Here is a 21,895-nt window from a genome sequence, read left to right as displayed (position 1 = left end):
GTATTCTGTTATAAAATCTTATATAACATAATTGTGGAACATAATTGGGAGAATTTCGATGAAGTTAGGACTCGGATTCCTGATTGCGGCTGCCTTGGTTGCAGCGCCCTCACTGTTGATGGCTCAGGAAAAAGGTGGCGTCATCAATGTCGCAACGATCGGCGAGCCGCCGACGCTCGATCCAATGACTTCCACCGCAGATCTCGTCGGTATCGTCACCCAACATATCTTCGAAACGCTCTACACCTTCGACAAGGGGTGGAACGTCACGCCGCTGCTTGCCGAGAGCCTGCCTGAGATCAGTGCCGACGGCAAAACCTACACGATCAAGCTCAGGACCGGCATCAAGTTCCATGACGGCAGCGTCATGACCTCCAACGACGTGGTCGCCTCGCTCAACCGCTGGATCAAGCTGGCGTCGCGCGGCAAGCAGGCGGGCGGCTTCATCGAATCCATTGCTGCCCAGGATCCGGCGACCGTCGTCATCAAGCTGAAGCAGCCTTACGCGCCTCTCACCTCGCTGCTTGCCTTCAACAACTCCGCCGCCATCATCATTCCAGCCGGCAAGCAGGCGGATACGATGACCGATTTCATCGGCACCGGCCCCTATATGCTGAAGGAGCGCAAGCCCGACCAGTATATCCAGCTGGTGCGCTTCGACGGCTACAAGCCGCGCGATGGCGAGAGCAATGGTTATGGCGGCGCCCGGCATCAATATCTCGACGAAATCCGCTTCGTCCCGGTGCCCGACGCCAATACCCGCGTGGAGGCGGCCATTTCCGGCCAGTATGACTACATCGACAGTCTTCCAGTCGAATCCTTCGACAAGCTGAAATCCGCTTCGGCGACCCAGCCGCTGCTCCTGAAGCCGTTCGGCTATCCGGTCTTCGTCTTCAATACCGCCGACGGCATCACGAAGAATGTCGCGATCCGCAAGGCGATCCGTCAGGCGCTCAGCATGGAAGATATGATGGCGGCAGCCTTCGGCAGCACAAATTTCTATACGGTTGACGGCAACATGTACCCCGCCCCCTTTACCTGGAGCACGGATGCCGGCGTCAAAGGGAACTACAACGTCGCCGATCCGGAAGGTGCCGCAGCTGCCGCCAAGGCGGCAGGCTACAAGGGCGAACCGGTCCGCATCCTGACCAGCCGACAGTACGAGTTCCATTACAAGATGGCGCAGGTCGCGGCCGAATATCTGAAACAGGCAGGCTTCACGGTAGACCTTCAGGTGGTCGACTGGGCTACGCTGACCCAGCGCCGTGCGGACAAGGCGCTGTGGGACATCTATATCAGCCACAGTCCCTTCCTGCCGGAACCGGCGCTGATCGGCACATTGTCGCCAAGCTCGCCCGGCTGGTGGACGACGCCGACGAGCAAAGCCGCGATCGACGCGTTCAACACAGAGGTTGATCCCAAGAAGCGTATCGAGCTTTGGGCCAATGTTCAAAAGACCATCTATGACGAAGCTCCCATGATGAAGATCGGTGATTTCAACGCCGTCGCGGCGATCTCCACCAAGCTTCAAGGCGTCGATCCCGCGCCATGGCCCTACTTCTGGAACGCATCGATCAAGAAATAAGCCTCCCAAGGCGCTCGGGCGCCGGCCGCGACCGGCGCCCGTTCCGAATCCCGTCCGTTTGCGGACCTAGAGCAATTCCAGGGAAAGTGCGCAACGGTTTTCCGTTCGGGATTGCGAGAGAACAAAGAAATAGGGTGGTTCCGCCGGTCGAAGAGAAGCGGAACTACTCTGGGAACCGACGCAATGATACGTTACATCCTTCACCGTCTTGCGGGCATGATCGTCGTGATGTTTCTCGTCGTCACGATCGTCTTCGTGATCGTGCGCGTGACCCCTGGCGATCCGGCCGCCGTCATGCTCGGCCCGGATGCGACCGCGCAGGATATTGCCGAGCTCCGCACCCGGCTTGGCCTAGACCAATCCATCTTCGTCCAGTACCTGTTCTATGTCGGGCAGTTGCTAAAGGGCGATCTCGGCCAGTCGATCTTCCTCAATATTCCGGTTTCCTCTGCGCTTCTCGGACGTGCCGAGCCGACCTTTTTCCTGACACTGTTCTCGCTCCTCATCGCTGGCGTCATCGCGCTGCCGATCGGCATCTATGCCGCCTATCGGCGCGGATCGCTCGTCGACCAGGCTTCGATGGCGATCGGCATGCTGGCCGCGAGCATTCCAAGCTTCTGGCTTGGCCTCATCCTTATGCAGATCTTCGCGGTGCGCCTGGGGATGTTCCCGGTTTCCGGCTATGGCGGACCGGGCACAAGCTTCCTGGATCGCATGTATCATTTGACGCTGCCGGCCGTCGCACTCGGCCTCGTCTCCTCGGCGCTGATCCTGCGCTTCACCCGCGCATCGATGCTCGACGTGCTTGGAGACGACTATATCCGCACCGCCCGCGCCAAAGGGCTGATCGAACGCCGCGTCGTCCTCAAACATGCGCTGAAGAACGCACTCATTCCAATTCTGACCGTTCTGGGGCTGACGGCCGCCGTGCTGATTTCCGGCGCTGTCGTCACCGAGACGGTCTTCGGCCTGCCGGGTGTCGGAAGCCTCGTCGTCTCCGCGGTGCTGCGCCGCGACTATCCGGTGATCCAGGGGGCTCTGCTCGTCATCGCCGGCCTCTACGTCCTCATCAATTTTGCGATCGACATGCTCTACCTGCTCGTTGATCCGAGGGTACGCTACTGATGGCCGACATCGCAACCGAGACACCCAAACAGGCGCAAAGCGAGCGAAGCAAGTTCCTTCGTCGGCTGCTGAAGCGCAAGACCGTTGCCATCGGACTGATTGTGCTGACGATCTTCGTGCTGCTCGCCGCCCTCGCGCCATGGATCGCACCCTATTCGCCCTCGAAGCTCTCGATCGTCAACCGACTGAAGCCGCCAAGCGGGGTCTACTGGTTCGGCACCGACGAATTCGGCCGCGATATCTTCTCTCGCACCATCTATGCCGGACGGCTGTCGCTGCTCGTCGGAGCCGCCGTCGTGGCGCTGTCGGCTGCGATCGGTGTTACCCTCGGTCTGCTCGCCGGCTTCTTCCAAAGGCTCGACACGCCGATCGCCCGCCTGATCGATGCGATGATGGCGTTTCCGGACATTTTGCTCGCCATTGCGCTGGTCGCAGCCCTCGGCCCGTCGCTGACGACTGTTATCGTCGCACTGTCGATCGTCTACGCACCGCGGCTGGCCCGCATCGTCCGCGCCTCGACCCTTGTCATCCGTGAACTCCCTTACGTGGAGGCTGCCAAGGCTCTCGGCATCTCGACATTCCACATCATGACGCGGCATGTGCTTAGAAACCTCCTGTCGCCGATCCTGGTGCAGAGCTCGTTTCTCTTTGCCAGCGCCATGCTGGCCGAAGCCGGGCTCTCGTTTCTCGGCCTCGGCGTCAGCCCCGAAATCCCGACCTGGGGAACCATGATCGCCGCCGGCCGCCAATATATCGGCCAGGCCGACTGGATGACCTATTTCCCGGGCTTTGCCATCATTCTCTCCGTGCTCTCGTTGCAAATGGTGGGCGACGGCTTGCGGGACATGCTCGATCCAAGACTTCGAAAGGATCTGTAAATGACCGGTGAAAAAGCGGGCAAGCCGCTCCTCCTCACCAATGTGAAGCCCATGGCTTTCGATGGCGATACCGGCACTGGCGTAATCGACATTCTCGTCGGCGCCGACGGCAGGATCGCCGCTTTCGGCCCGCAGCTTGCCGCTCCCGGCGACGTCGAGCGCATCGACGGCAAGGGCGCCTGGATCTCTCCCGGCTGGATCGACCTGCACGTCCATATCTGGCATGGAGGCACTGATATCTCGATCCGTCCGTCCGAATGCGGTGCCGAGCGCGGCGTCACGACGCTGGTCGATGCGGGCTCCGCCGGCGAAGCCAATTTTCATGGCTTCCGCGAATACATCATCGAACCGTCCAGGGAACGCATCAAGGCCTTCCTCAATCTCGGCTCGATCGGCCTCGTTGCCTGCAATCGCGTCCCCGAATTGCGCGATATCAAGGATATCGATCTCGACCGCATCCTCGAATGCTATGCCGAGAACAGCGAGCATATCGTCGGCATCAAGGTACGCGCCAGTCACGTCATCACCGGCTCCTGGGGTGTCACACCCGTCAAGCTCGGCAAGAAGATCGCCAAGATCCTGAAGGTGCCGATGATGGTGCATGTCGGCGAGCCGCCGGCGCTTTATGACGAAGTGCTCGAAATTCTCGGGCCGGGCGATGTCGTCACCCACTGCTTCAACGGCAAGGCCGGTTCGAGCATCATGGAGGACGAGGACCTCTACAATCTCGCCGAACGTTGCGCCGGCGAAGGCATCCGGCTCGATATCGGCCATGGAGGCGCCTCTTTCTCCTTCAAGGTCGCGGAAGCGGCGATCAAGCGTGGCCTGCTGCCCTACTCGATCTCGACCGACCTGCATGGGCATTCGATGAACTTCCCGGTATGGGATCTCGCGACCACTATGTCCAAGCTGCTCTCGGTCGGCATGCCGTTCGACAAGGTCGTGGACGCCGTCACCCATGCACCGGCCTCGGTCATCAAGCTTTCGATGGACAGCCGGCTGTCGGTCGGCGAACGAGCAGACTTCACCATTTTCGACCTGGTGGATGCGGATCTCGAGGCGACCGATTCCAATGGCGATGTCTCGCGCCTCAAGAAGCTGTTCGAACCACGTTACGCGGTCATCGGCGCGGAGGCGATCACCGCCAGCCGCTACGTGCCACGCGCTCGCAAACTCGTCCGCCACAGCCACGGCTATTCGTGGCGCTAATCAAACACCAGGCCCGCATAGCAGGAGCATACGTGAACACGTCCCCAACACAGGCCGCTTCAGCAGCGCAAACACCTTACCAGCGACTGGCTGCGCTCGGCATCGAGCTTCCGCCGCCGCCGCCGCCGATCGCCAATTTCGTCACCCATGTCCGCGAAGGCAACGTGCTCTACCTTTCGGGTCAAGGGCCGCGGGAGCTGGACGGCCACCTCCATTCCGGCAAGGTTGGCGGTGACGTCGGCGTTGACCGGGCCTATCAACATGCGCGGCTGACGGGCATCAATCTTCTTGCCGTCATGCATGGTGCGCTCGGCGACCTTTCCAGGGTGAAGCGGGTGGTGAAACTGCTCGGCATGGTCAATGCCGTGCCGCATTTCGAAGACCATCCGAGCGTCATCAACGGCTGCTCTGATCTCTTCATCGAGGTCTTCGGCGAGGCGGGCCAGCATGCCCGTTCGGCCGTCGGCTTCGGCTCGCTTCCCGGCAATATCACGGTCGAGATCGAAGCGATCATCTCACTCAATGATTAGTTTTTGCGCAATTCCGGACGCAAAACCGCGTCACACTTTTGCTGGAATTGCTCTAAGAAGGACGAATTCAGTGATTGCGCCAGCCCATCAGCTTTTCGATCCGCTCGGCAGTCGCGCGCACCTGCTCGCCGTAGCGGTTACCGTCGGAAACGACTTTCTGTTCGGGAAGCACGATCGAAATGGTCGCGACACATTGACCATCCCGGTCAACGACCGGCGAGGCGATACAGGCAACCGCATAATCGGACTCCGCCACCTGGATGGACAAGCGCTCCTCAAATGCTTTGCCCGCCGCATCGGAAAGTGCGTGGGCATCGATCTCGGCCCGACCGGTCGGCGAGGTGCGGGCACAGCGCTTGAAAAGCTCGATCCTTTCCTCTTCGAGCAAGTGGCCGACCAACAATCGGCCCGAGGCAGTCCAGTTGAGGGGCACGCGGGTACCGACACGGGAAGCGACCTGGAAATGGCTCGGTCCGTCCGCCATCGCCAGCACCAGCATGTTGTCGCCGTCGCGGCCGCAGACTTGCACTGTCTCGTTCGCCTGCCGGCAAAGATCGTGCATCTCGCGCGTGGCGACGCTCATGAAATCCAGCGACCGGGCATAGGCGAGGCCATAGTGGTAAAGGCGCGCCCCGAGCCAGACGGAACCGTCGGCATTGCGGCCGAGCATGTTCTTTTCGACCAGGTCGTCGATGATCACGTAGACGGTCGAAAGAGGCGCCTTGATCGCCTTGGCAATCGCGTAAGCGCCAGCGGGCGCGCCGGTTTCATAGAGATAATCGATCACCTGCAGCGCGCGGTCGATGCCGCTCACGCGCGAACGGCGCGCGCCTTTGGCTTCCGCTTCCCCGATCGAATCGGCGTCTTCAGGGAGTGCGGCGGGTAGGCTCTTGGCGTCCAAATCAACGCTCCTCGTGAGATTTCGAGAAGCTATTACATTACTATGGTATAGCTGTCGATGACAATCGGCGGTCAATCGTCACTTTGGAGAGATAGAATGTCCGATGATATCCGCAGCAAGATCGGCCTGAGGCCTGTCATCAACGTGTCAGGCACCATGACCAGCCTCGGCGCATCGATCGTCGTGCCCGAAGCCATTGCGGCGATGGCGGCGATCCTGCCGCAATTCGTCGAGATCAACGACCTCCAGCGCAAGGCCAGCGCGGTCATCGCGCGGCTGACGGGTAGCGAGGCCGGCTTCGTGACGGCATCCTGCTCCTCGGGCATCAGCCTCGCCGTCGCTGGCGCCATTACCGGCAACAACCTCCTTGCCATAGAGAAACTGCCTGATACCGCACCAGACAAGAACGAAGTCATCGTGCAAATGGGCCATGTGGTGAGCTACGGCGCTCCGGTGGATCAGGCAATCCGCCTTGCGGGCGGCAAGGTCGTGCTGATCGGTCAGGCAACATCGACGCATCGCTTCCACATGGAAAATGCCATCACCGAAAAGACGGCGGCAGCCGTCTATGTCATATCCCATCATGTGGTCGATTACGGCCTGCTGCATCTGACCGAATTCGTCGAGATTGCGCATTCCAAAGGCGTGCCAGTTATCGTCGATGCGGCGTCGGAATACGACCTCAAACTCTTCCTGGCTCAGGGCGCCGACATCGTGCTCTATTCCGGCCACAAGTTTCTCGGCGGCCCGACTTCCGGCATCGTTGCCGGCAGGAAGGAACTGGTGCGCAACGCCTTCCTGCAGAACATGGGCATCGGCCGGGGCATGAAGGTCGGCAAGGAAAGCATCTATGGCACTATGGCGGCGCTGGAGGCCTGGGAAAAGCGCGACCATGCCGGCATCCGCGAACGCGAGACCGGCTATCTGAACCTATGGAAGCGAACGCTCGACGGCCGCCCTGGTGTCACCGCCCTGATCGAACCCGATCCCACCAACAACCCGCTCGATCGCATGCGCGTCATCATCTCGGCGCCCGAGGCGCATATCACCGCCTGGGATCTTGCGGCGGCGCTGGCCCGCGGCAACCCGCCCGTCATTGTGCGCGACCACGAGGTGGAGCATCACTATTTCTATCTCGATCCATGCAACCTGCATCCCGGCCAGGAGACGATCGTCGCGACCCGGCTTGCCGAGGAGCTCAACAAGGCGCGCGCCTCCAACGAGATCATCGCGACGCCGATCGAGAACCGCAGCCGGCATCGCTTCGACGGCATGCTGAACTGGCCGGATTGAGCTGTGGCACGGATCGCAAGAAGGAAACAACCATGGGCACGTCGCAGGTAACGGCAACAGAGGCTGCCGAACCCATTCTCTCCGTCGAGAACCTCACCGCCTCGTTCCTAGTGGACGGCGTATGGAAGCCCGTCGTGCGCGATGTTTCCTTCTCGGTCGCACCCGGCGAGACGGTGGCGATCGTCGGCGAGAGCGGTTCTGGCAAGAGCGTCACCTCGCTATCGATCATGCGGCTGCTGCAGAGCGATTCAAGCCGCATCGAGGGCACAATCATGCTGGGTGGCCGCGACCTGCTTTCGCTTCCCGAGCATGAGATGCGCAAGGTGCGCGGCAACGACGTGTCGATGATCTTCCAGGAGCCGATGACTTCTCTCAATCCGCTCTTCACCATCGGCGACCAGATTTCCGAGGCCTTGCTCTGCCACAAGGACATGTCGGCGGCGGATGCCAAGGCCGAGACGATCCGGCTTTTGGAAAAGGTCCGCATTCCCTCAGCCGCCTCGCGCTTCGACGAATATCCGCACCGCTTTTCCGGCGGCATGCGCCAGCGCGTCATGATCGCCATGGCGCTCGCCTCGAAGCCAAAACTGCTGATCGCCGACGAGCCGACGACCGCCCTTGACGTCACCATCCAGGGCCAGATCCTCGATCTCATCAAGATGCTGCAGGAGGAGGAAGGAACCTCCGTCCTGTTCATCACGCATGACATGGGTGTGGTCGCAGAAATCGCCGATCGCACAGTCGTCATGTATCGCGGCGAGCAGGTGGAGACGGGCGCGACGGCCGACATTTTCCATCGCGGCCAGCATCCCTATACCCGCGCGCTGCTGTCGGCCGTGCCGGTGCTCGGTTCGATGCAATCCTATGAACGGCCGCTGCGCTTTCCCGTCGTCAATGCGGCAACGGGAGAGTCCGACACGCCTGCGGAGGTGCCCGATACGGTGGCAAGAGAAAAACCAGTTCTGCAGGTGAAGAACCTCACCAAACGCTTCGACATCTATTCGGGCCTCTTCGGAAAGCTCAAAGGTCGCGTCCATGCGGTCGAAAACGTCTCATTCGATCTCTTTGCCGGCGAAACATTGTCGCTTGTCGGTGAATCCGGATGCGGCAAGTCGACGACAGGGCGCGCCATCATGCGGCTGATCGAGCCGCAATCCGGCTCCGTCATCGTCGATGGCCGCGACGTGCTCTCGCTTGGCAAGCGCGACATGCGAGAGATGCGCAAATCCGTGCAGATGATTTTCCAGGATCCCTTCGCCTCGCTCAATCCGCGCATGACGGTCGGGCAAGCGATCGCCGAACCCTATCTCGAACACAGGATGGGAACGGCAAGGGAGGCGAAAGAGATCGTCGCCGATATGCTGCACAAGGTCGGCCTGACGCCTGACATGGCGAGCCGCTACCCGCATGAATTCTCCGGCGGCCAGCGCCAGCGCATCTGCATCGCCCGTGCCCTGGCATTGCAGCCGAAAGTGATCGTCGCCGACGAAAGCGTGTCCGCGCTCGACGTGTCGATCAAGGCCCAGGTCATCAACCTGATGCTCGATCTGCAGCAGAGCCTCAACCTTGCCTTCCTGTTCATCTCCCACGACATGGCAGTCGTCGAACGCGTCAGCCATCGTGTCGCCGTCATGTATCTCGGCGAAATTGTCGAGATCGGCCCACGCGCCGCCGTCTTCGGCAATCCGCAGCACGACTACACGAAAAAGCTGATGGCCGCCGTTCCGGTGCCGGACCCCGATCGCCGACGCGAGAAGCGCGCGAGTGCCAATGATGAGTTGAAGAGCCCGATCCGGGCCGTCGATTACCTGGTCAAGCCGCGCGAGTATCGAGCTGTCTCACCGGGCCATCTGGTTGCCGTCTGAAGCTTCAATTCAGATAGGCTGAACGCCATACATCATCCGCAATGGCAGCAGGCGCCGACATTGCAGGAGCCTCCTTTTTCCCTCAGCAACAGGAGCTCTTGCAAAAGCGCGCCGCGTTGATTAATCGTTTAATCACGGAAATCGGAACGAACTCCTGGATGAGCCAGACACGCCCTTCTTCGATTCGGGAAATTGCGATCAAGCTGGGTGTCTCCACGGCAACGGTCTCGAATGCCCTGCGTGGCACGGGGCGAGTGTCTTCAGCCCTTGCGGCACAAATCCGTCTGGAAGCGGACAGGCTCGGCTATGTGCCTGACCATGCGGCCCGCGCTCTGCGCACCGGCAAGAGCAATACGATCGGCCTGCTGGTTCCGAATATCGGCCAACCCTTGTTTCCCGCTTTTGCCCAGGCCATCGAACGAGCCGCCAAGCGGCGCGGTCTTGCCGTTCTGATCGGCGACAGTCAGGGCGATCCACGGCAGCAGGATTTCGAAATCAGGACTATGATCGCCCGCGGCGTCGATGCGCTGATCGTGATACCGACGCGCGGGACGACGATTGCGCCGGCGGATGTCCCGGTGCCGGTCGCCGTCATCGACAGCGCCGCCACGGTCGGCAACATCGCTGCCAGCGATCATCGCGAGGGTGGACGTCTCATCGCCCGCCATCTGCTCGAGCTCGGTCATAACCGGCTTCTCATCCTCGCCGGACCGGAGAATTCGCTGGTGGCGTGCGAGCGCGTGGAAGGAATGCGCGAGGTCTTCCGCCACGCCGGCGTCGAACCGGCATTACGATACAGCGATGCGACTTTTGAAGCCGGCAGCGCCCTCGGACGCGAGCTCGATCTACGACATTTTACAGCCTGCGCCGCCGCCTATGACGCTCTTGCCATCGGCTTTGCCATCGCGGCCAGAGACAGAGGCTGCAGCATTCCGGAAGACATGTCGCTCACCGGCTTCGATGATCTGATGTGGGCTCAAATCGCCTCCCCGCCGCTCACGACAGTTCGACAGGATCTGGAAACGGTGGCGAACCACGCGCTTGCCTTCGTTGCCGGAGAAACTGATACCAGCCGAATATTTCCAACGGAACTTGTCTTGAGGCAATCCACCGCGCGCCCATCCGCCTTTGCCAAGGGAGGCAGACATGCCGAATGAACCCCACGACCTCAATTCGTCTGAGCTGCGCGATCGTGCCGTGCGGTCGGCGTTGGGGCTTGAGCCGTTCGATATGCTCATCACCGGCGGAACGCTCGTCGATGTTGGGACTTCGGAAATGAGACCGGCCGATATCGGGCTTGTTGGCCCCTTGATCGCAAGCGTCCACGCCTCGGGGACAAGGAGGGACGCAAAGCAGACCATCGACGCTACGGAACGATTCATCACGCCCGGATTTATCGACACGCATATGCACGTCGAAAGCTCGATGGTGACGCCGAGGCGATATGCCGAAGCGGTCGTTCCCCAGGGCACGACGACGGTCTGCTGGGACCCGCATGAAATCGGCAATGTCGCTGGCCTCGATGGTATTCGCTGGGCGCTTGAGGAGACACGGCAATTGCCGCTGCGCTTCCTGACACTGGCGCCGTCCTGCGTGCCTTCGGCGCCCGGCCTGGAACTTGCCGGCGCGGAGTTCCGCTCGGGCGAAATGTCGACCATGCTGAGCTGGCCGGAGATTTCCGGCGTCGCCGAAGTAATGAACATGCGCGGCGTCCTTGAGCGAAGCGAGCCGATGCGCAGTATCGTCGAAGCCGGACTTGCGAGCGGCAAGCGCGTCTGCGGTCATGCCCGCGGCCTCGAAGGCGCGGAATTGCAGGCCTTTATTGCCGCAGGCATCCAATCCGATCACGAACTCACCTCAGGCGAGGACTTGCTGGCGAAATTGCGGGCGGGCCTTGCCGTCGAGCTACGCGGTTCCCACGACTATGTCCTGCCCGGCGTGATCGAGGCTCTGAAAAAGCTGCCTCATCTGCCGCAAACGCTGACAATCTGCACCGATGACGTCTTCCCCGACGATCTCGTGAATGACGGCGCGATGTCATCGGTTCTGAGGCGCCTCATAGGCTACGGCATGAAGCCGGTCGATGCCGTCCGCGCCGCCACGCTCAACGCCGCCATGTGGTTGAACCGTTATGATCTGGGGTTGGTCGCGCCCGGCCGCCGCGCCGACATCGTCATCCTCTCCGATCTGGAAAGGATCGTGGTCGACCGCGTCTATGCATCGGGGCGTGAAGTAGCCAGAGACGGCAATCTTATTGGAAGCGGCAAGGGCGTGTCCTCGGATGCCTATCGCGACACCGTAAAGCTTGAGAAACTTTCCGCCACCGATTTTACCATCACCCTGCCAGGTATGACTGAGGCAAGGGTGAACACCGTGGTCAGCCCACGGTTCACGAAATGGGGAGAAGCAGACGTCAAGGTCGAAGACGGCAAGCTCATTCTGCCTGATCACATGCTCCTGATGGCCGTCATCCACCGCCATGGCAGAAAAGAGCCGACGCCCGTGATCGGCATCTTGGAAGACTGGGGCCATTGGCGCGGCGCGCTTGCGACGACGATATCGCATGACAGCCATAATCTTACCGTCTTCGGCCGCGACCCCGCGGACATGGCTGCGGCAGCCAATGCCGTCATCGAGGCTGGCGGCGGCATGGCAACGGCGGCCGATGGCAAAGTCACCGCTGTGCTTCCCCTGCCCGTCTGCGGCTTGCTGTCGGATGCGCCCGCAAAGGACGTGGCCGATGATTTCGCCAGGCTGCGCGCGGCAGCCGATGCGATCGCTGACTGGATGCCGCCCATTCGCACCTTCAAGGCAATCGTCGGAGCAAGCCTTGCCTGCAATCCCGGCCCGCACGTCACCGATCTCGGGCTGACCGACGGAACCACCCGGGACATCAGACCGCTTCTGGCTACAAGCCGAAACTGAGGTCACCGGCCAAACGGTAATATTGCCGATTTAGGAGAACATCCGAACCGCAGTGGACGTCCTCTATTCTGTCACATCCATGTCATGAAATACGCCGACACCTCATGCCAAATCAGGAGCGGGTACCCAGATGGATTATTTCAGACGTTTCAACTTTCTGTTCGCGACGCCAACCTTTGACAATGAGGATCTGGAGGGTGCCCGCTACAATCAGATCGTCGAGGAGATCGAACGCTCCGGTTTCGAGGTGGTGCGTGCGCGCAATCTCGAAGACGCCGAGATCGCCGTACAGACCGATGCTGCCATCGGCTGCATGTTGGTCGACTGGGGCAAGAAGGGTCTGGAGGGCAAGACGGCCTCCCTCATCAACCTCATGCGCCGCCGCGGCCTCGAATTCCCCATTATCCTGCTGATCCGGCGCAAACGCTTCGAAGATGTGCCGGTCGAAGTCCTCGATTTTATCGACGGCTATGTTTTCTTGTCGGAAGAAACGCCCGCCTTTATCGCCAAGAGCCTCATCAGCCGGCTCAAGCAATATGCCGAGACGCTGAAGACGCCTTTCTTCGGCGCGTTGGTCGATTATGCCGAGGAAGGCAATCACCTCTGGACCTGCCCGGGGCACAATGGCGGCATCTTCTATAGCCGCAGCCCCATCGGCCGCGTGTTCATGGAGCATCTGGGCGAGGCGGTCTTCCGCGACGACCTCGACAATTCCGTGCTCGACCTCGGTGACCTCCTGACCCACGAGGGGCCAGCGCTTGCCGCGCAAAAGGAAGCGGCCAAGATTTTCGGCGCCGAAAAGACCTATTTCGTGCTCAACGGCACCTCCACGTCAAACAAGGTCGCCCTATCAGCCCTCGTCACCGATGGCGATCTCGTGCTGTTCGATCGCAACAATCACAAGGCCGCCCATCACGGCGCCCTGATGATCTCGGGCGGCATTCCGGTCTATTTGCCGACCAGACGCAATCTTTATGGCCTGATCGGTCCCATGGATTTCGCTGAAATGGACGAGGACGCGCTGCGCGAGCGCATCCGCACCCATCCGCTGGTGAAAGATCCGGAGGCCTACAAGAAGCCTCGCCCGTTCCGCGTCGCGGTCGTGGAACAGTGCACCTATGACGGCACCATCCACAATGCCGAGATGATTCTCAAACGGATTGGCCATCTCTGCGATTACATCCTTTTCGACGAGGCCTGGGCCGGCTTCATGAAGTTCCATCCGCTTTATGCCGGGCGCTTTGCCATGGGTCTTTCCGACCTCGGCCCGGATGCGCCGGGCATCATCGCCACGCAATCCACCCATAAGCAGCTGGCAAGCTTCTCACAGGCTTCCCAGATCCACATGAAGGATAGGCACATCACCGGCCAGAAGCGCCGCGTGGAGCACCGACGCTTCAACGAAAGCTTCATGCAGCACGCCTCGACATCGCCCTTCTATCCGCTGTTTGCCTCGCTCGACGTCGGCGCGCAAATGATGAAGGGCCGCTCGGGCGAAGTGCTTTGGGACGACACGATCCGCCTCGGCATCGAGCTGCGCAAGAAAATCCGCGCCGTGCGTCGCGAATTCGAGGAGAAGGAGCATCGTCCCGAACGCCGTTGGTTCTTCGAGCCTTTCGTGCCAGACCGCGTTGCGATCCCGGATGTATCGAGCCCAGGCGCAGTGCATGACGTGTCGTGGGAAAGCGTCGCGACCGACCAACTCGCCACCAATCCCGCCTTCTGGCACTTGACGCCCGATGCGGCATGGCACGGCTTTTCCGGCATGGAACCGGGTTTTGCCATGACGGACCCGAACAAGCTTACCCTGCTGACACCGGGCTTTGATCGTCGGACGGGGAAATACACGGAACACGGCATACCGGCGCCGGTGGTCGCGCAATATCTGCGTGAAAACCGTATCGTCGCGGAAAAGAACGATCTCAATTCGCTGCTCTTCCTCCTCACCCCCGGTGTCGAAGCCAGCAAGGCCGGTACGTTGATCAGCGGCCTTGTCGCCTTCAAGAAGCTTCATGACGACAATGCGCTGCTGGAAGAGGCAATTCCGGAATTCTATCGCCGCCGTCCGGGCCGTTATGCGGGCGTGCGCCTGCGCGATCTTTGCGCTGAGATGCACAATTTCTTCCGCCAGGCCGATGTCAGCGCGCTGCAGACAAAGCAGTTTTCCGCCGAACACCTGCCGCCGATCGCCATGTCGCCGCACGATGCCGCACGTTGCCTTGTTCGCAACGATGTCGACTATCTGCCGATCGACGCCATTGCCGGCCGCATCGCAACGACGCCCTTCGTCGTCTATCCTCCGGGGATTGCGACCATCGTGCCGGGCGAGCGCCTGACGGAGCAGGCAAAGCCCATGATCGACTATCTCAAGATGTTTGAAACCTGCTTCAACACCTTCCCCGGTTTCGAGGTGGAGATTCAAGGCCTCTATCGCGAGATTGATGCAGCCGGCAAAATCCGGCTCTATACCTACGTCGTCGCGGAATAGGCTTGGAATTCAGGTTCGGACATGAAGCAGGATAAAACAATCATCGTTCGCCCGTCCCGGGAGAGCGACGTCGATGCCATGCTGGCAATCTATCGCCGCCATATTCACCGCGGCGTCGAGGCCGGAGTTGATGATAGCGATACGCCGCAGCCGGACGATCTGCGCGAACGGCGCAAGAATTTGAAGGACAAACGCTTCCCGCATGTCGTTGCGATCGAGGGTGAGAAGGTCGTCGGCTATGCCTATGTGGTGCTGTTCCGCAAGCGTCCGGCCTATCGCTATACCGTCAAGCATTCGATCTATGTGCATCACGACCATGTTGGCCAAGGCGTCGGGAGCCTGCTCATGCGCGGACTGATCGACGCCTGTGCCGCGGCCGGTTTCCGGCAGATGATCGGCTATATCGATGCCGACAACGCGGCGTCGCTGGCCTTGCACGAGCGCTTCGGCTTCGTTCGCGTCGGCCTGCTGCCGGCGGTTGCCTATCGTTACGGCCGCTGGGCCGATACCGTGATGGTCCAGCGCTCGCTCGGTCCCGGCTCAACCACGCAGCCGCCTCCGCCGCCGCTGTCGACCCGCTGAAGCAAAGGGGGCTTATACCGGCTGCGTTTGAGCTGGCCTGAAACCCAGCACGAAATCCACGACTTTCGACGAGGACATTTCGCAAGGCTTGAGGGTGAGGCTGGCTCCGGAGAGCACATAGAGATTGAAGCTGACGACATCGGTCCCGCCAAGCTCCTCGCCATAGAGCCAAACTCGCTTCCCCTCAGGCGATCGCTTGACCGTCACACCCCAGGGGCGATCTTGGAAGCGACCCTCCGAATAGCCATCAGACAGCTTCGCAAGCGCATGTTCGAAGTCCGACAATTCGGACGCCAGCAGCGCATCGTTCGTCATGGCGCCAGGCATTCGTCACATATGCCGCAGCCGTCCTCATCCATCTTCCGTGCCGATCGGTGCCTTCGGCAGCATAGGCACGCGGTTCCGTTAGATCGAGATTCCTCGTCATGCTCGGGCGGAAGGATTTCCATCGGCAGGTCGGAAAGGGGTTCGGTTGCGATTTGGCCCATCTTGAGGCTCCGTATTGGGGGATAGACAAGAGATAAGAAGCCTCGAAGGCATCTCCAAGGTGGCACTTGCGAATGACTGTCACAGAGCGATTTTCCCGCATCTCTCCGGTACGACAACGGAGCCGGTTTGATATCGTGATCAGGGATGATATGTTCTGTATTTGTTTCAGATTCTATAATTGAAGAGTCCATGCTTGAACCTGCAGCATGATGACCGAGATCGTCATGAACGACACCAACACAAACCCTGTTCGGAAGATCATCCATGTCGATATGGACGCATTCTATGCGTCGGTCGAACAGCGAGACAATCCCGAGCTGCGCGGCAAGCCGCTTGCGGTCGGCGGGTCTGCGGCGCGCGGCGTGGTCGCAGCCGCAAGCTACGAGGCCCGCGCCTTCGGGGTTCACTCGGCGATGCCTTCGATCACGGCGAAGCGCAAATGCCCGGACCTGATTTTCGTGCCGCCGCGCTTTGACGTCTACAGGGCAGTGTCGCAGCAGATCCGCGAAATCTTCGCCGAATATACTTCGATGATCGAGCCGCTCTCGCTCGACGAGGCCTATCTCGACGTCACCCAGAACCACAAGGGCATGGAGATCGCCACCGAGATCGCGCTGGAGATCCGGACCAAGATCAAGCAGGTCACTGGTCTCAATGCTTCTGCCGGCATTTCCTACAACAAGTTCCTCGCCAAGATGGCAAGTGACCTCAATAAGCCCAATGGTCAGGCTGTCATTACGCCGAAGAACGGGCCGGCCTTCGTCGAAACGCTTCCCGTCAAGAAATTCCATGGCGTCGGACCAGCGACCGCCGAGCGGATGCACAAACTCGGCATCGAAACAGGGCTAGACCTGAAGTCGAAATCCCTCGCCTTCCTGCAGGAGCATTTCGGAAAGGCAGGCCCATATTTCTACGGTATCGCCCGCGGCATCGACGAGCGCCAGGTAAAGCCCGACCGGATCCGCAAATCCATTGGCGCGGAAGATACGTTCGCCGAGGATATCGACGATCTCGAGCTGGCGACGGCGGAGTTGAGGCCCTTAGCACAGAAGGTCTGGCGCTACTGCGAAACAGGCGGTTTCAGCGCCAAGACGGTGACCGTGAAGATCAAATATTCGGACTTTACCCAGGCGACACGCAGTCGGACAAGCTCCTTGCCGGTCGCAGACGGCGGCGCCGTTCTTGAGACAGCCTCGGCGCTTCTGGCAACCGTTCACCCGTTTGCCCGGCCGATCCGGCTGCTTGGCATTACGCTTTCTTCTTTGACGAACGAAGAGGCCGACGATGGGAGATCACAGCCTCAGCTCGATCTCGGCATCTGAGAGGTGATAACCTCCCATCCGCCATCTGGCCGCGCTCGGCATTCCCTTGGCCGAGGGACCGTAGAGCCGATTGAGGCTCAGCCAGGACAGGACGCGCCGTCGCGGGCACCTGATCACGCATCGGGTTCCCCCTTCACGATCTACCGGCAACGCCGCTCAGCAAGACCGCTTGCGCTTCATCATCGCGTTCAGCTTCTCCGCCCCGGCTTCGTCGACGGGTGTATAGACGATCATGCGGTCGTCATTGCTGGGGCTTGCCCACCAATTGTTGGATTGCAGCGGCAGGACCGTGCCATCCGCCAGCCGAAAACGCTTCACGGTATTCTCGATGCCCTTGAGCTGATAGCGATCCCATACGATGCGGAACTGATCGGAAGCGCTCATATAGCGTTCCAATTGCCGCTCCCAGCTCGGATCATCGAGATGCTCGGCCATGGAGGCACGAAACAGCGCTGCCATATTGGCCAGCATCTCGTCGGGATCGGCCTGGCTTGCACGCCAGGCAGGATTGACGAGGGACAGATAGATGCAGTTCCGGTCTTCAGGCGGAAGGGCATCGAGATCGACGCCGACGAGACGGCGATAGGCCTCGTTGAAGCCGCGTATATTGTACCGTTTCGTCTGGATAAGAGCCGGATAAGGACAGAGATGATCGAGAATGCGCTGGCTTGCCTCGGTGAGCGGCTCGCAGACGCGAGGATTTTCGAGCCGGGGCGGGACCGGCAGATTGGCCAATCTGAACAGGTGCTCCGTTTCGACTTCGTTGAATTCCAAAGCATGCGCGACGGAGAGCAGTACGCGCGGCGACACGCGGATCGGGCGGCCCTGCTCCAGCTTGGTGTACCAGGTGATGCCGATATCGGCGCGTGACGCCACTTCTTCCCGCCGCAATCCGGGTGTACGAATCCGTCCCGCTCGACCGAGTCCCAATCTTTGCGGGTCGAGGGTTTCCCGCCGCCTTCGCAACATCTCGCCAAGTTCCTGTGCCCGCGAAAGGATCTGATTGGAGCTAATATCGAGCGTGCCGTGCATTTCCATTCTCCAGCCTGACACTTCTTATACCAGTCTAAACAGGTATCTTGTACCAGTTTAACATGGGTGTAAAACGCTGTGGACTCAGTTTTGAAAATACTTTGAGGTCCCCCATGTCTTCCGCACCAATCCGGCTTGGCCAGTTCGGCCTGCTGATCCTGCTCGCCGGGCAATTGCTGCTTCAGCTCGATTTTTCCATTATCAATGTCGGCCTTGCCGCCATCTCGGCCTCGCTGCATGCCGGCGAGACCGAACTTGAGCTTTTCGTCGCCGCCTATGGCGTCGCCTTTGCCGTCTGCCTGGCGATGGGTGCGCGCCTGGGCGACAATTTCGGCCGCAGGCGCATGTTCGGCCTCGCCGTCCTGTTGTTCTGCCTCGCCTCCCTGCTATGCGGGATGGCAACATCAGTCACCTTCCTCATCGTTGCGCGCGCACTGCAGGGAATCGCTGCAGCGCTGATGGTGCCGCAGGTGCTGGCGACCATCCATGTCAGCCTGACCGGACGCGATCACGCCCGCGCCGTTTCGCTTTACAGTGCAATCGGCGGCATCGCCTTCATCGTCGGCCAGGTTCTCGGCGGCTTCCTGATCTCTGCCAATATTGCCGGCTCCGGATGGCGCAGTATCTTCCTCATCAACCTACCGGTCTGCATCCTGATCCTGGTCAGCGTATGGCGCCATGTTCCCGAAACGCGTGGCCAAGGCAGAGTTCCGGTCGACTGGTCGGGCATGATAACGCTGGCGCTGCTGACTTTGTCGGTTCTGCTGCCGACCGCGCTCGGCCCGTCGCTCCACTGGAACTGGCTTTGCCTGCTCGGCTTCGTGCCGATCCTGCCACTGGTGGCACTCCTTTGGCGTATCCAGCGCTCTAAGGAGGCGCGTGGCGCCTTCCCGATCCTGCCGCCGTCGCTCACGCGCATCTCCAGCATGCGGTTTGGCGGGCTGATCGCCATACTCTTCTTCACTTGCTGGAGCGGCTTCATGTTCGTCTTCGCCCTTACCTTGCAGGCAGGTGCCGGGCTGACCCCGCTGCAATCGGGCAATGCCTTGATTGCACTTGGCGGCTCCTACTTCGTCTCGGCCGCTTTCGTCACGCCTCGCCTTGCAAACCTACGGCGCGAACTCATGCTGGCGATGGGCTGCGTGATCCAGATGAGCGGGCTTGCTCTGCTCATCGTGACGCTCGAAACGGTCTGGCCGCGACCTGGCGTCATCAACCTCATTCCGTCCACAGTCCTGATCGGTTTCGGCCAGGCGCTGATCGTCAACAGCTTCTACCGGCTGGGGCTGGCGGACGTGCCGCATGAACATGCCGGCGCCGGCAGCGCCATGCTCGCAACCATGCAGCAGGTGTCGCTGGGTCTCGGGCCGGCGATCCTGGGGGCGGTATTTGCCCAGGTGCTGCAATATTCCAGCGCCTATCTCTCCGCCGGGGTCACGGCGATCGCCGTCGAACTCGGGCTGATGGCCATCCTGCTGGTGGCCACGCTTCTGCGATTGGCGCGACAGCGCAGCCGGCCTGAAGAAACCCAGATCGGCGACGCCCTCATCGTCGCACCCGAATGATCGGACGATCAGCGTTAAAAGCATTGATCCCATAACAAAGTCCGGCCTGTCGCCAGGCCGGACTTGCAAGCATAGGCCTCGTCTTCGATCAGATGCGGCTACGCCGGCAGTTGGAAGACCCAATTGGCGATCAGCACGATGGCAAGGCCGCCGGCAAGCGCCAGATAGGGCAGAATACCCGCCTTCTTGACACCCAGATCCTGGCCGACCAGACCAAGATCATCCATGGCACCGGCCGGGAACTTGCCGCCATCGCGAACATAATGCCTGTAAGCAAAGACCGGCAGGATGAGGGCCGCAAAGGCAAAACCGATCCAGAGCGCATTGGCATAGCCCCAAACCTTGGCGCCAGCGCCAAGGAAGAGCGCATTGACGAAAGCAAGGACGGTGTTAAGGCCGATGAGCCACGACGGCGCCTTCCACGGGCGCTCGACATGGCCCGAGTCCATGCGGTGGATCCAGCCGGAATTGAGGTTGAGGAAATTGAAGATGATGTATCCGACGTTGGAGACGGCAAGCACGAAGAAATAGCCGCTCGTGTCGGAGGCAATGGCGAGAAGAAAGAGATTGAAGGCGAAGTCCGTCCACATCGCTCTCGTCGGCGCACCGTTCTCGTTCACATGATCGAGATATTTCGGCAGCCAGCCGTCCTTCGAGCCCTGATAGAGAGTGCGCGAGGAACCCGCCATTGCCGTCATGATCGCAAGGAACAGTGCCAGGATCATCAGGATGACGAGCAATTGCGTAACGATCCGGCCGGCGCCGATCAGGCCGCCGAGCGCTTCGGCAACGCCGGTGCCATCGACGATGCCGGGCGCCAGCATGCCGGCATGACCGAGCACGCCTTGGAAAGCGAAGGGCACCAGGAAGAAGAAGACGCAGCAGGCAAGGCCCGAGTAGAAGATTGCCTTGAACGTATCCGTCTTCGGGTTTTTCAGCTCACGCGTGTAGCAGACCGCCGTCTCGAAGCCATAGGTCGACCAGGCGGCGATATAGAGGCCGCCGAGGAAAAGCGTCCAGCCGCCATTGCTCCAGGTGCCGTCAGTCGCAGCGTAGGCCGCTGTCGGCGGTAGCAGGCCGGTCACGTTGGCGGAGAGGATTTGGCCGCTGACGATCGGATAGACGCCGATGATCAGAAGCGGCACGAGGACGATGATGGCGAGCCATTTCTGCACGCTCGCCGTCTCGGAGATGCCGCGATGCTGGATCGCAAAGATGATCAGCATCAGGACACCGCCGATGAAGAAGGTGGCGTTGATATTGGCGGTCGCGAGGAAAGGAATGTTGAAGCTGACGAGAGACCAGTTGCGGATGGGCGGGGTAAAAGCTGCAACGCCATCGGCGCTGAGCAGCGCTTTTACCGCATCGTCGGGCGATGTACCGGCATGGGCCGCAATGTATTCGGCAACACGCGGGCTATCGGCGGCGATCGACGTCGCATGGGCACTGATCCAGCTGAGCACAGCCTGTGAGTCCGCCGCGGGGATCGGGAAGAAGGCATTGAGGATATAGCCTGCCGCAATGGCGCAGCCGAGGGACAGCACCGGCGACCAGGCAAACCAATTGCACCAGACCGAAAGCGGCGCGATGAATTTCGAGTAACGCAGCCAGGCCGTCGCGCCATAGACCGAGGCGCCGCCGGACTTGTTGCCGAACATGCCGGCAATTTCGGCGTAGGTGAAAGACTGCAGGAAGCCCATGATCATCGAGATGATCCACACGACGAAGGCAAGCTTGCCCGTCGTGCCGGCGATGCCGCCGATGGAGAAGAGAACAAGCGGCGGCACGCCCGCAGCCACCCAGAACGCGCCCTTCCAGTCAAGCGCGCGTATAAGCTTACCTTCGGTGCCGGCGGAAGCGCCGGCGTCCACGATATCCGTCATCGGTGATATTCCCCATTTTGTTCCGGACGTATCTCTCGTACGTCTCCCTGAACGTGCCTCCCATGGCATTGCGGGGCTTGCTGGAGGTTTTCGTAAGCCGAGTCTGCGCGCGGATTTCCAAATGCATGCCCTTTATACATAGTGAAGATATTTTCTTTTTAGTCAATATCCCTTTACTTTCGGACGGCATTTTGTCAGCATGATTCCGGTGTTCGACACGCCT

Annotated in this window: 17 protein-coding genes; 13 read left to right on the top strand and 4 right to left on the bottom strand. The window is 60.6% G+C overall.

Going from position 1 to position 21,895, the window contains the following annotated elements; genetic code table 11:
- Positions 1-58: 58 nt before the first annotated feature.
- From FHX05_RS14715 to FHX05_RS14695, 5 genes are all read left to right on the top strand, one after another.
- Complete coding sequence (locus FHX05_RS14715; protein ID WP_183872545.1) at positions 59-1,585, top strand: ABC transporter substrate-binding protein; 1,527 nt, start codon at positions 59-61, stop codon at positions 1,583-1,585.
- Positions 1,586-1,768: 183 nt separating this feature from the next.
- A complete protein-coding gene (locus FHX05_RS14710; RefSeq protein WP_183872543.1) occupies positions 1,769-2,710 on the top strand; it encodes an ABC transporter permease in 942 nt (313 codons plus the stop codon).
- The gene (locus FHX05_RS14705) at positions 2,710-3,588 is read left to right on the top strand and encodes an ABC transporter permease (RefSeq protein ID WP_183872541.1); all 879 of its coding nucleotides are present in this window, start codon (positions 2,710-2,712) and stop codon (positions 3,586-3,588) included. Before FHX05_RS14710 ends, FHX05_RS14705 begins: the two co-directional genes overlap by 1 nt.
- Positions 3,589-4,797, top strand: coding sequence for an amidohydrolase/deacetylase family metallohydrolase (locus FHX05_RS14700; protein WP_183872539.1), 1,209 nt, complete (start codon positions 3,589-3,591; stop codon positions 4,795-4,797).
- Positions 4,798-4,829: 32 nt separating this feature from the next.
- On the top strand, positions 4,830-5,327 hold the full coding sequence (locus tag FHX05_RS14695; RefSeq protein ID WP_112400080.1) for a RidA family protein: 498 nt from the start codon (positions 4,830-4,832) through the stop codon (positions 5,325-5,327).
- A 67-nt stretch (positions 5,328-5,394) separates the two neighbouring features.
- Here the strand turns inward: FHX05_RS14695 and FHX05_RS14690 are convergent, their stop codons facing one another.
- Positions 5,395-6,180 (bottom strand): IclR family transcriptional regulator, encoded by a 786-nt coding sequence (locus tag FHX05_RS14690; protein WP_348648325.1) that lies wholly within the window; start codon positions 6,178-6,180, stop codon positions 5,395-5,397.
- A 144-nt stretch (positions 6,181-6,324) separates the two neighbouring features.
- On the opposite strand from FHX05_RS14690, the gene FHX05_RS14685 reads away from it, so the two are divergent.
- The 6 genes from FHX05_RS14685 (at position 6,325) to FHX05_RS14660 (ending at position 15,381) form a co-directional block, all read left to right on the top strand.
- Positions 6,325-7,521, top strand: a complete 1,197-nt coding sequence (locus FHX05_RS14685; RefSeq protein ID WP_183872534.1) for an aminotransferase class V-fold PLP-dependent enzyme — start codon at positions 6,325-6,327, stop codon at positions 7,519-7,521.
- A 32-nt stretch (positions 7,522-7,553) separates the two neighbouring features.
- Positions 7,554-9,386, top strand: coding sequence for an ABC transporter ATP-binding protein (locus tag FHX05_RS14680; protein ID WP_183872532.1), 1,833 nt, complete (start codon positions 7,554-7,556; stop codon positions 9,384-9,386).
- Positions 9,387-9,544: 158 nt separating this feature from the next.
- Positions 9,545-10,543, top strand: a complete 999-nt coding sequence (locus FHX05_RS14675) for a LacI family DNA-binding transcriptional regulator (protein WP_183872530.1) — start codon at positions 9,545-9,547, stop codon at positions 10,541-10,543.
- The gene (locus FHX05_RS14670) at positions 10,533-12,311 is read left to right on the top strand and encodes an adenine deaminase C-terminal domain-containing protein (protein ID WP_183872528.1); all 1,779 of its coding nucleotides are present in this window, start codon (positions 10,533-10,535) and stop codon (positions 12,309-12,311) included. The genes FHX05_RS14675 and FHX05_RS14670 overlap by 11 nt, the downstream gene beginning before the upstream one ends.
- A 130-nt stretch (positions 12,312-12,441) precedes the next feature.
- Complete coding sequence (locus FHX05_RS14665; protein ID WP_183872526.1) at positions 12,442-14,799, top strand: Orn/Lys/Arg decarboxylase N-terminal domain-containing protein; 2,358 nt, start codon at positions 12,442-12,444, stop codon at positions 14,797-14,799.
- Positions 14,800-14,820: 21 nt separating this feature from the next.
- The gene (locus tag FHX05_RS14660) at positions 14,821-15,381 is read left to right on the top strand and encodes a GNAT family N-acetyltransferase (RefSeq protein ID WP_095438591.1); all 561 of its coding nucleotides are present in this window, start codon (positions 14,821-14,823) and stop codon (positions 15,379-15,381) included.
- Positions 15,382-15,393: 12 nt separating this feature from the next.
- Here FHX05_RS14660 and FHX05_RS14655 read toward each other — a convergent pair whose 3' ends face one another.
- Positions 15,394-15,708, bottom strand: a complete 315-nt coding sequence (locus FHX05_RS14655; protein ID WP_183872524.1) for a hypothetical protein — start codon at positions 15,706-15,708, stop codon at positions 15,394-15,396.
- A gap of 368 nt (positions 15,709-16,076) precedes the next feature.
- On the opposite strand from FHX05_RS14655, the gene dinB reads away from it, so the two are divergent.
- Positions 16,077-17,192: a DNA polymerase IV gene (gene dinB, locus FHX05_RS14650; protein WP_246698949.1), complete on the top strand. Its 1,116-nt coding sequence runs from the start codon at positions 16,077-16,079 to the stop codon at positions 17,190-17,192.
- A 156-nt stretch (positions 17,193-17,348) separates the two neighbouring features.
- On the opposite strand, the gene FHX05_RS14645 is transcribed toward dinB, so the two are convergent.
- On the bottom strand, positions 17,349-18,224 hold the full coding sequence (locus FHX05_RS14645; protein ID WP_183872522.1) for a helix-turn-helix transcriptional regulator: 876 nt from the start codon (positions 18,222-18,224) through the stop codon (positions 17,349-17,351).
- 113 nt (positions 18,225-18,337) lie between these two features.
- Between FHX05_RS14645 and FHX05_RS14640 the strand changes: the two genes are divergently transcribed.
- Positions 18,338-19,789 carry an MFS transporter gene (locus tag FHX05_RS14640; protein ID WP_183872520.1) on the top strand — a complete coding sequence of 484 codons (1,452 nt, stop codon included), beginning with the start codon at positions 18,338-18,340 and terminating at the stop codon, positions 19,787-19,789.
- A 98-nt stretch (positions 19,790-19,887) separates the two neighbouring features.
- Here the strand turns inward: FHX05_RS14640 and FHX05_RS14635 are convergent, their stop codons facing one another.
- Positions 19,888-21,672 carry an APC family permease gene (locus FHX05_RS14635; RefSeq protein WP_183711860.1) on the bottom strand — a complete coding sequence of 595 codons (1,785 nt, stop codon included), beginning with the start codon at positions 21,670-21,672 and terminating at the stop codon, positions 19,888-19,890.
- Positions 21,673-21,895: the final 223 nt, after the last annotated feature.

This window comes from Rhizobium sp. BK491, assembly GCF_014194925.1.
Lineage (GTDB): Bacteria > Pseudomonadota > Alphaproteobacteria > Rhizobiales > Rhizobiaceae > Rhizobium.
Note: the sequence above shows the minus strand (reverse complement) of the source record. Positions and strands in the feature narration are given on the sequence as shown.

What these genes read in the sequence shown, in the direction of transcription:
- FHX05_RS14715 (WP_183872545.1), top strand. Translation starts at nt 59, where the DNA reads ATGAAGTTAGGACTCGGATTCCTGATTGCGGCTGCCTTGGTTGCAGCG.
- FHX05_RS14710 (WP_183872543.1), top strand. Translation starts at nt 1,769, where the DNA reads ATGATACGTTACATCCTTCACCGTCTTGCGGGCATGATCGTCGTGATG.
- FHX05_RS14705 (WP_183872541.1), top strand. Translation starts at nt 2,710, where the DNA reads ATGGCCGACATCGCAACCGAGACACCCAAACAGGCGCAAAGCGAGCGA.
- FHX05_RS14700 (WP_183872539.1), top strand. Translation starts at nt 3,589, where the DNA reads ATGACCGGTGAAAAAGCGGGCAAGCCGCTCCTCCTCACCAATGTGAAG.
- FHX05_RS14685 (WP_183872534.1), top strand. Translation starts at nt 6,325, where the DNA reads ATGTCCGATGATATCCGCAGCAAGATCGGCCTGAGGCCTGTCATCAAC.
- FHX05_RS14680 (WP_183872532.1), top strand. Translation starts at nt 7,554, where the DNA reads ATGGGCACGTCGCAGGTAACGGCAACAGAGGCTGCCGAACCCATTCTC.
- FHX05_RS14675 (WP_183872530.1), top strand. Translation starts at nt 9,545, where the DNA reads ATGAGCCAGACACGCCCTTCTTCGATTCGGGAAATTGCGATCAAGCTG.
- FHX05_RS14670 (WP_183872528.1), top strand. Translation starts at nt 10,533, where the DNA reads ATGCCGAATGAACCCCACGACCTCAATTCGTCTGAGCTGCGCGATCGT.
- FHX05_RS14665 (WP_183872526.1), top strand. Translation starts at nt 12,442, where the DNA reads ATGGATTATTTCAGACGTTTCAACTTTCTGTTCGCGACGCCAACCTTT.
- FHX05_RS14660 (WP_095438591.1), top strand. Translation starts at nt 14,821, where the DNA reads ATGAAGCAGGATAAAACAATCATCGTTCGCCCGTCCCGGGAGAGCGAC.
- FHX05_RS14655 (WP_183872524.1), bottom strand. Translation starts at nt 15,708, where the DNA reads ATGCCTGGCGCCATGACGAACGATGCGCTGCTGGCGTCCGAATTGTCG.
- dinB (WP_246698949.1), top strand. Translation starts at nt 16,077, where the DNA reads ATGATGACCGAGATCGTCATGAACGACACCAACACAAACCCTGTTCGG.
- FHX05_RS14645 (WP_183872522.1), bottom strand. Translation starts at nt 18,224, where the DNA reads ATGCACGGCACGCTCGATATTAGCTCCAATCAGATCCTTTCGCGGGCA.
- FHX05_RS14640 (WP_183872520.1), top strand. Translation starts at nt 18,338, where the DNA reads ATGTCTTCCGCACCAATCCGGCTTGGCCAGTTCGGCCTGCTGATCCTG.
- FHX05_RS14635 (WP_183711860.1), bottom strand. Translation starts at nt 21,672, where the DNA reads ATGACGGATATCGTGGACGCCGGCGCTTCCGCCGGCACCGAAGGTAAG.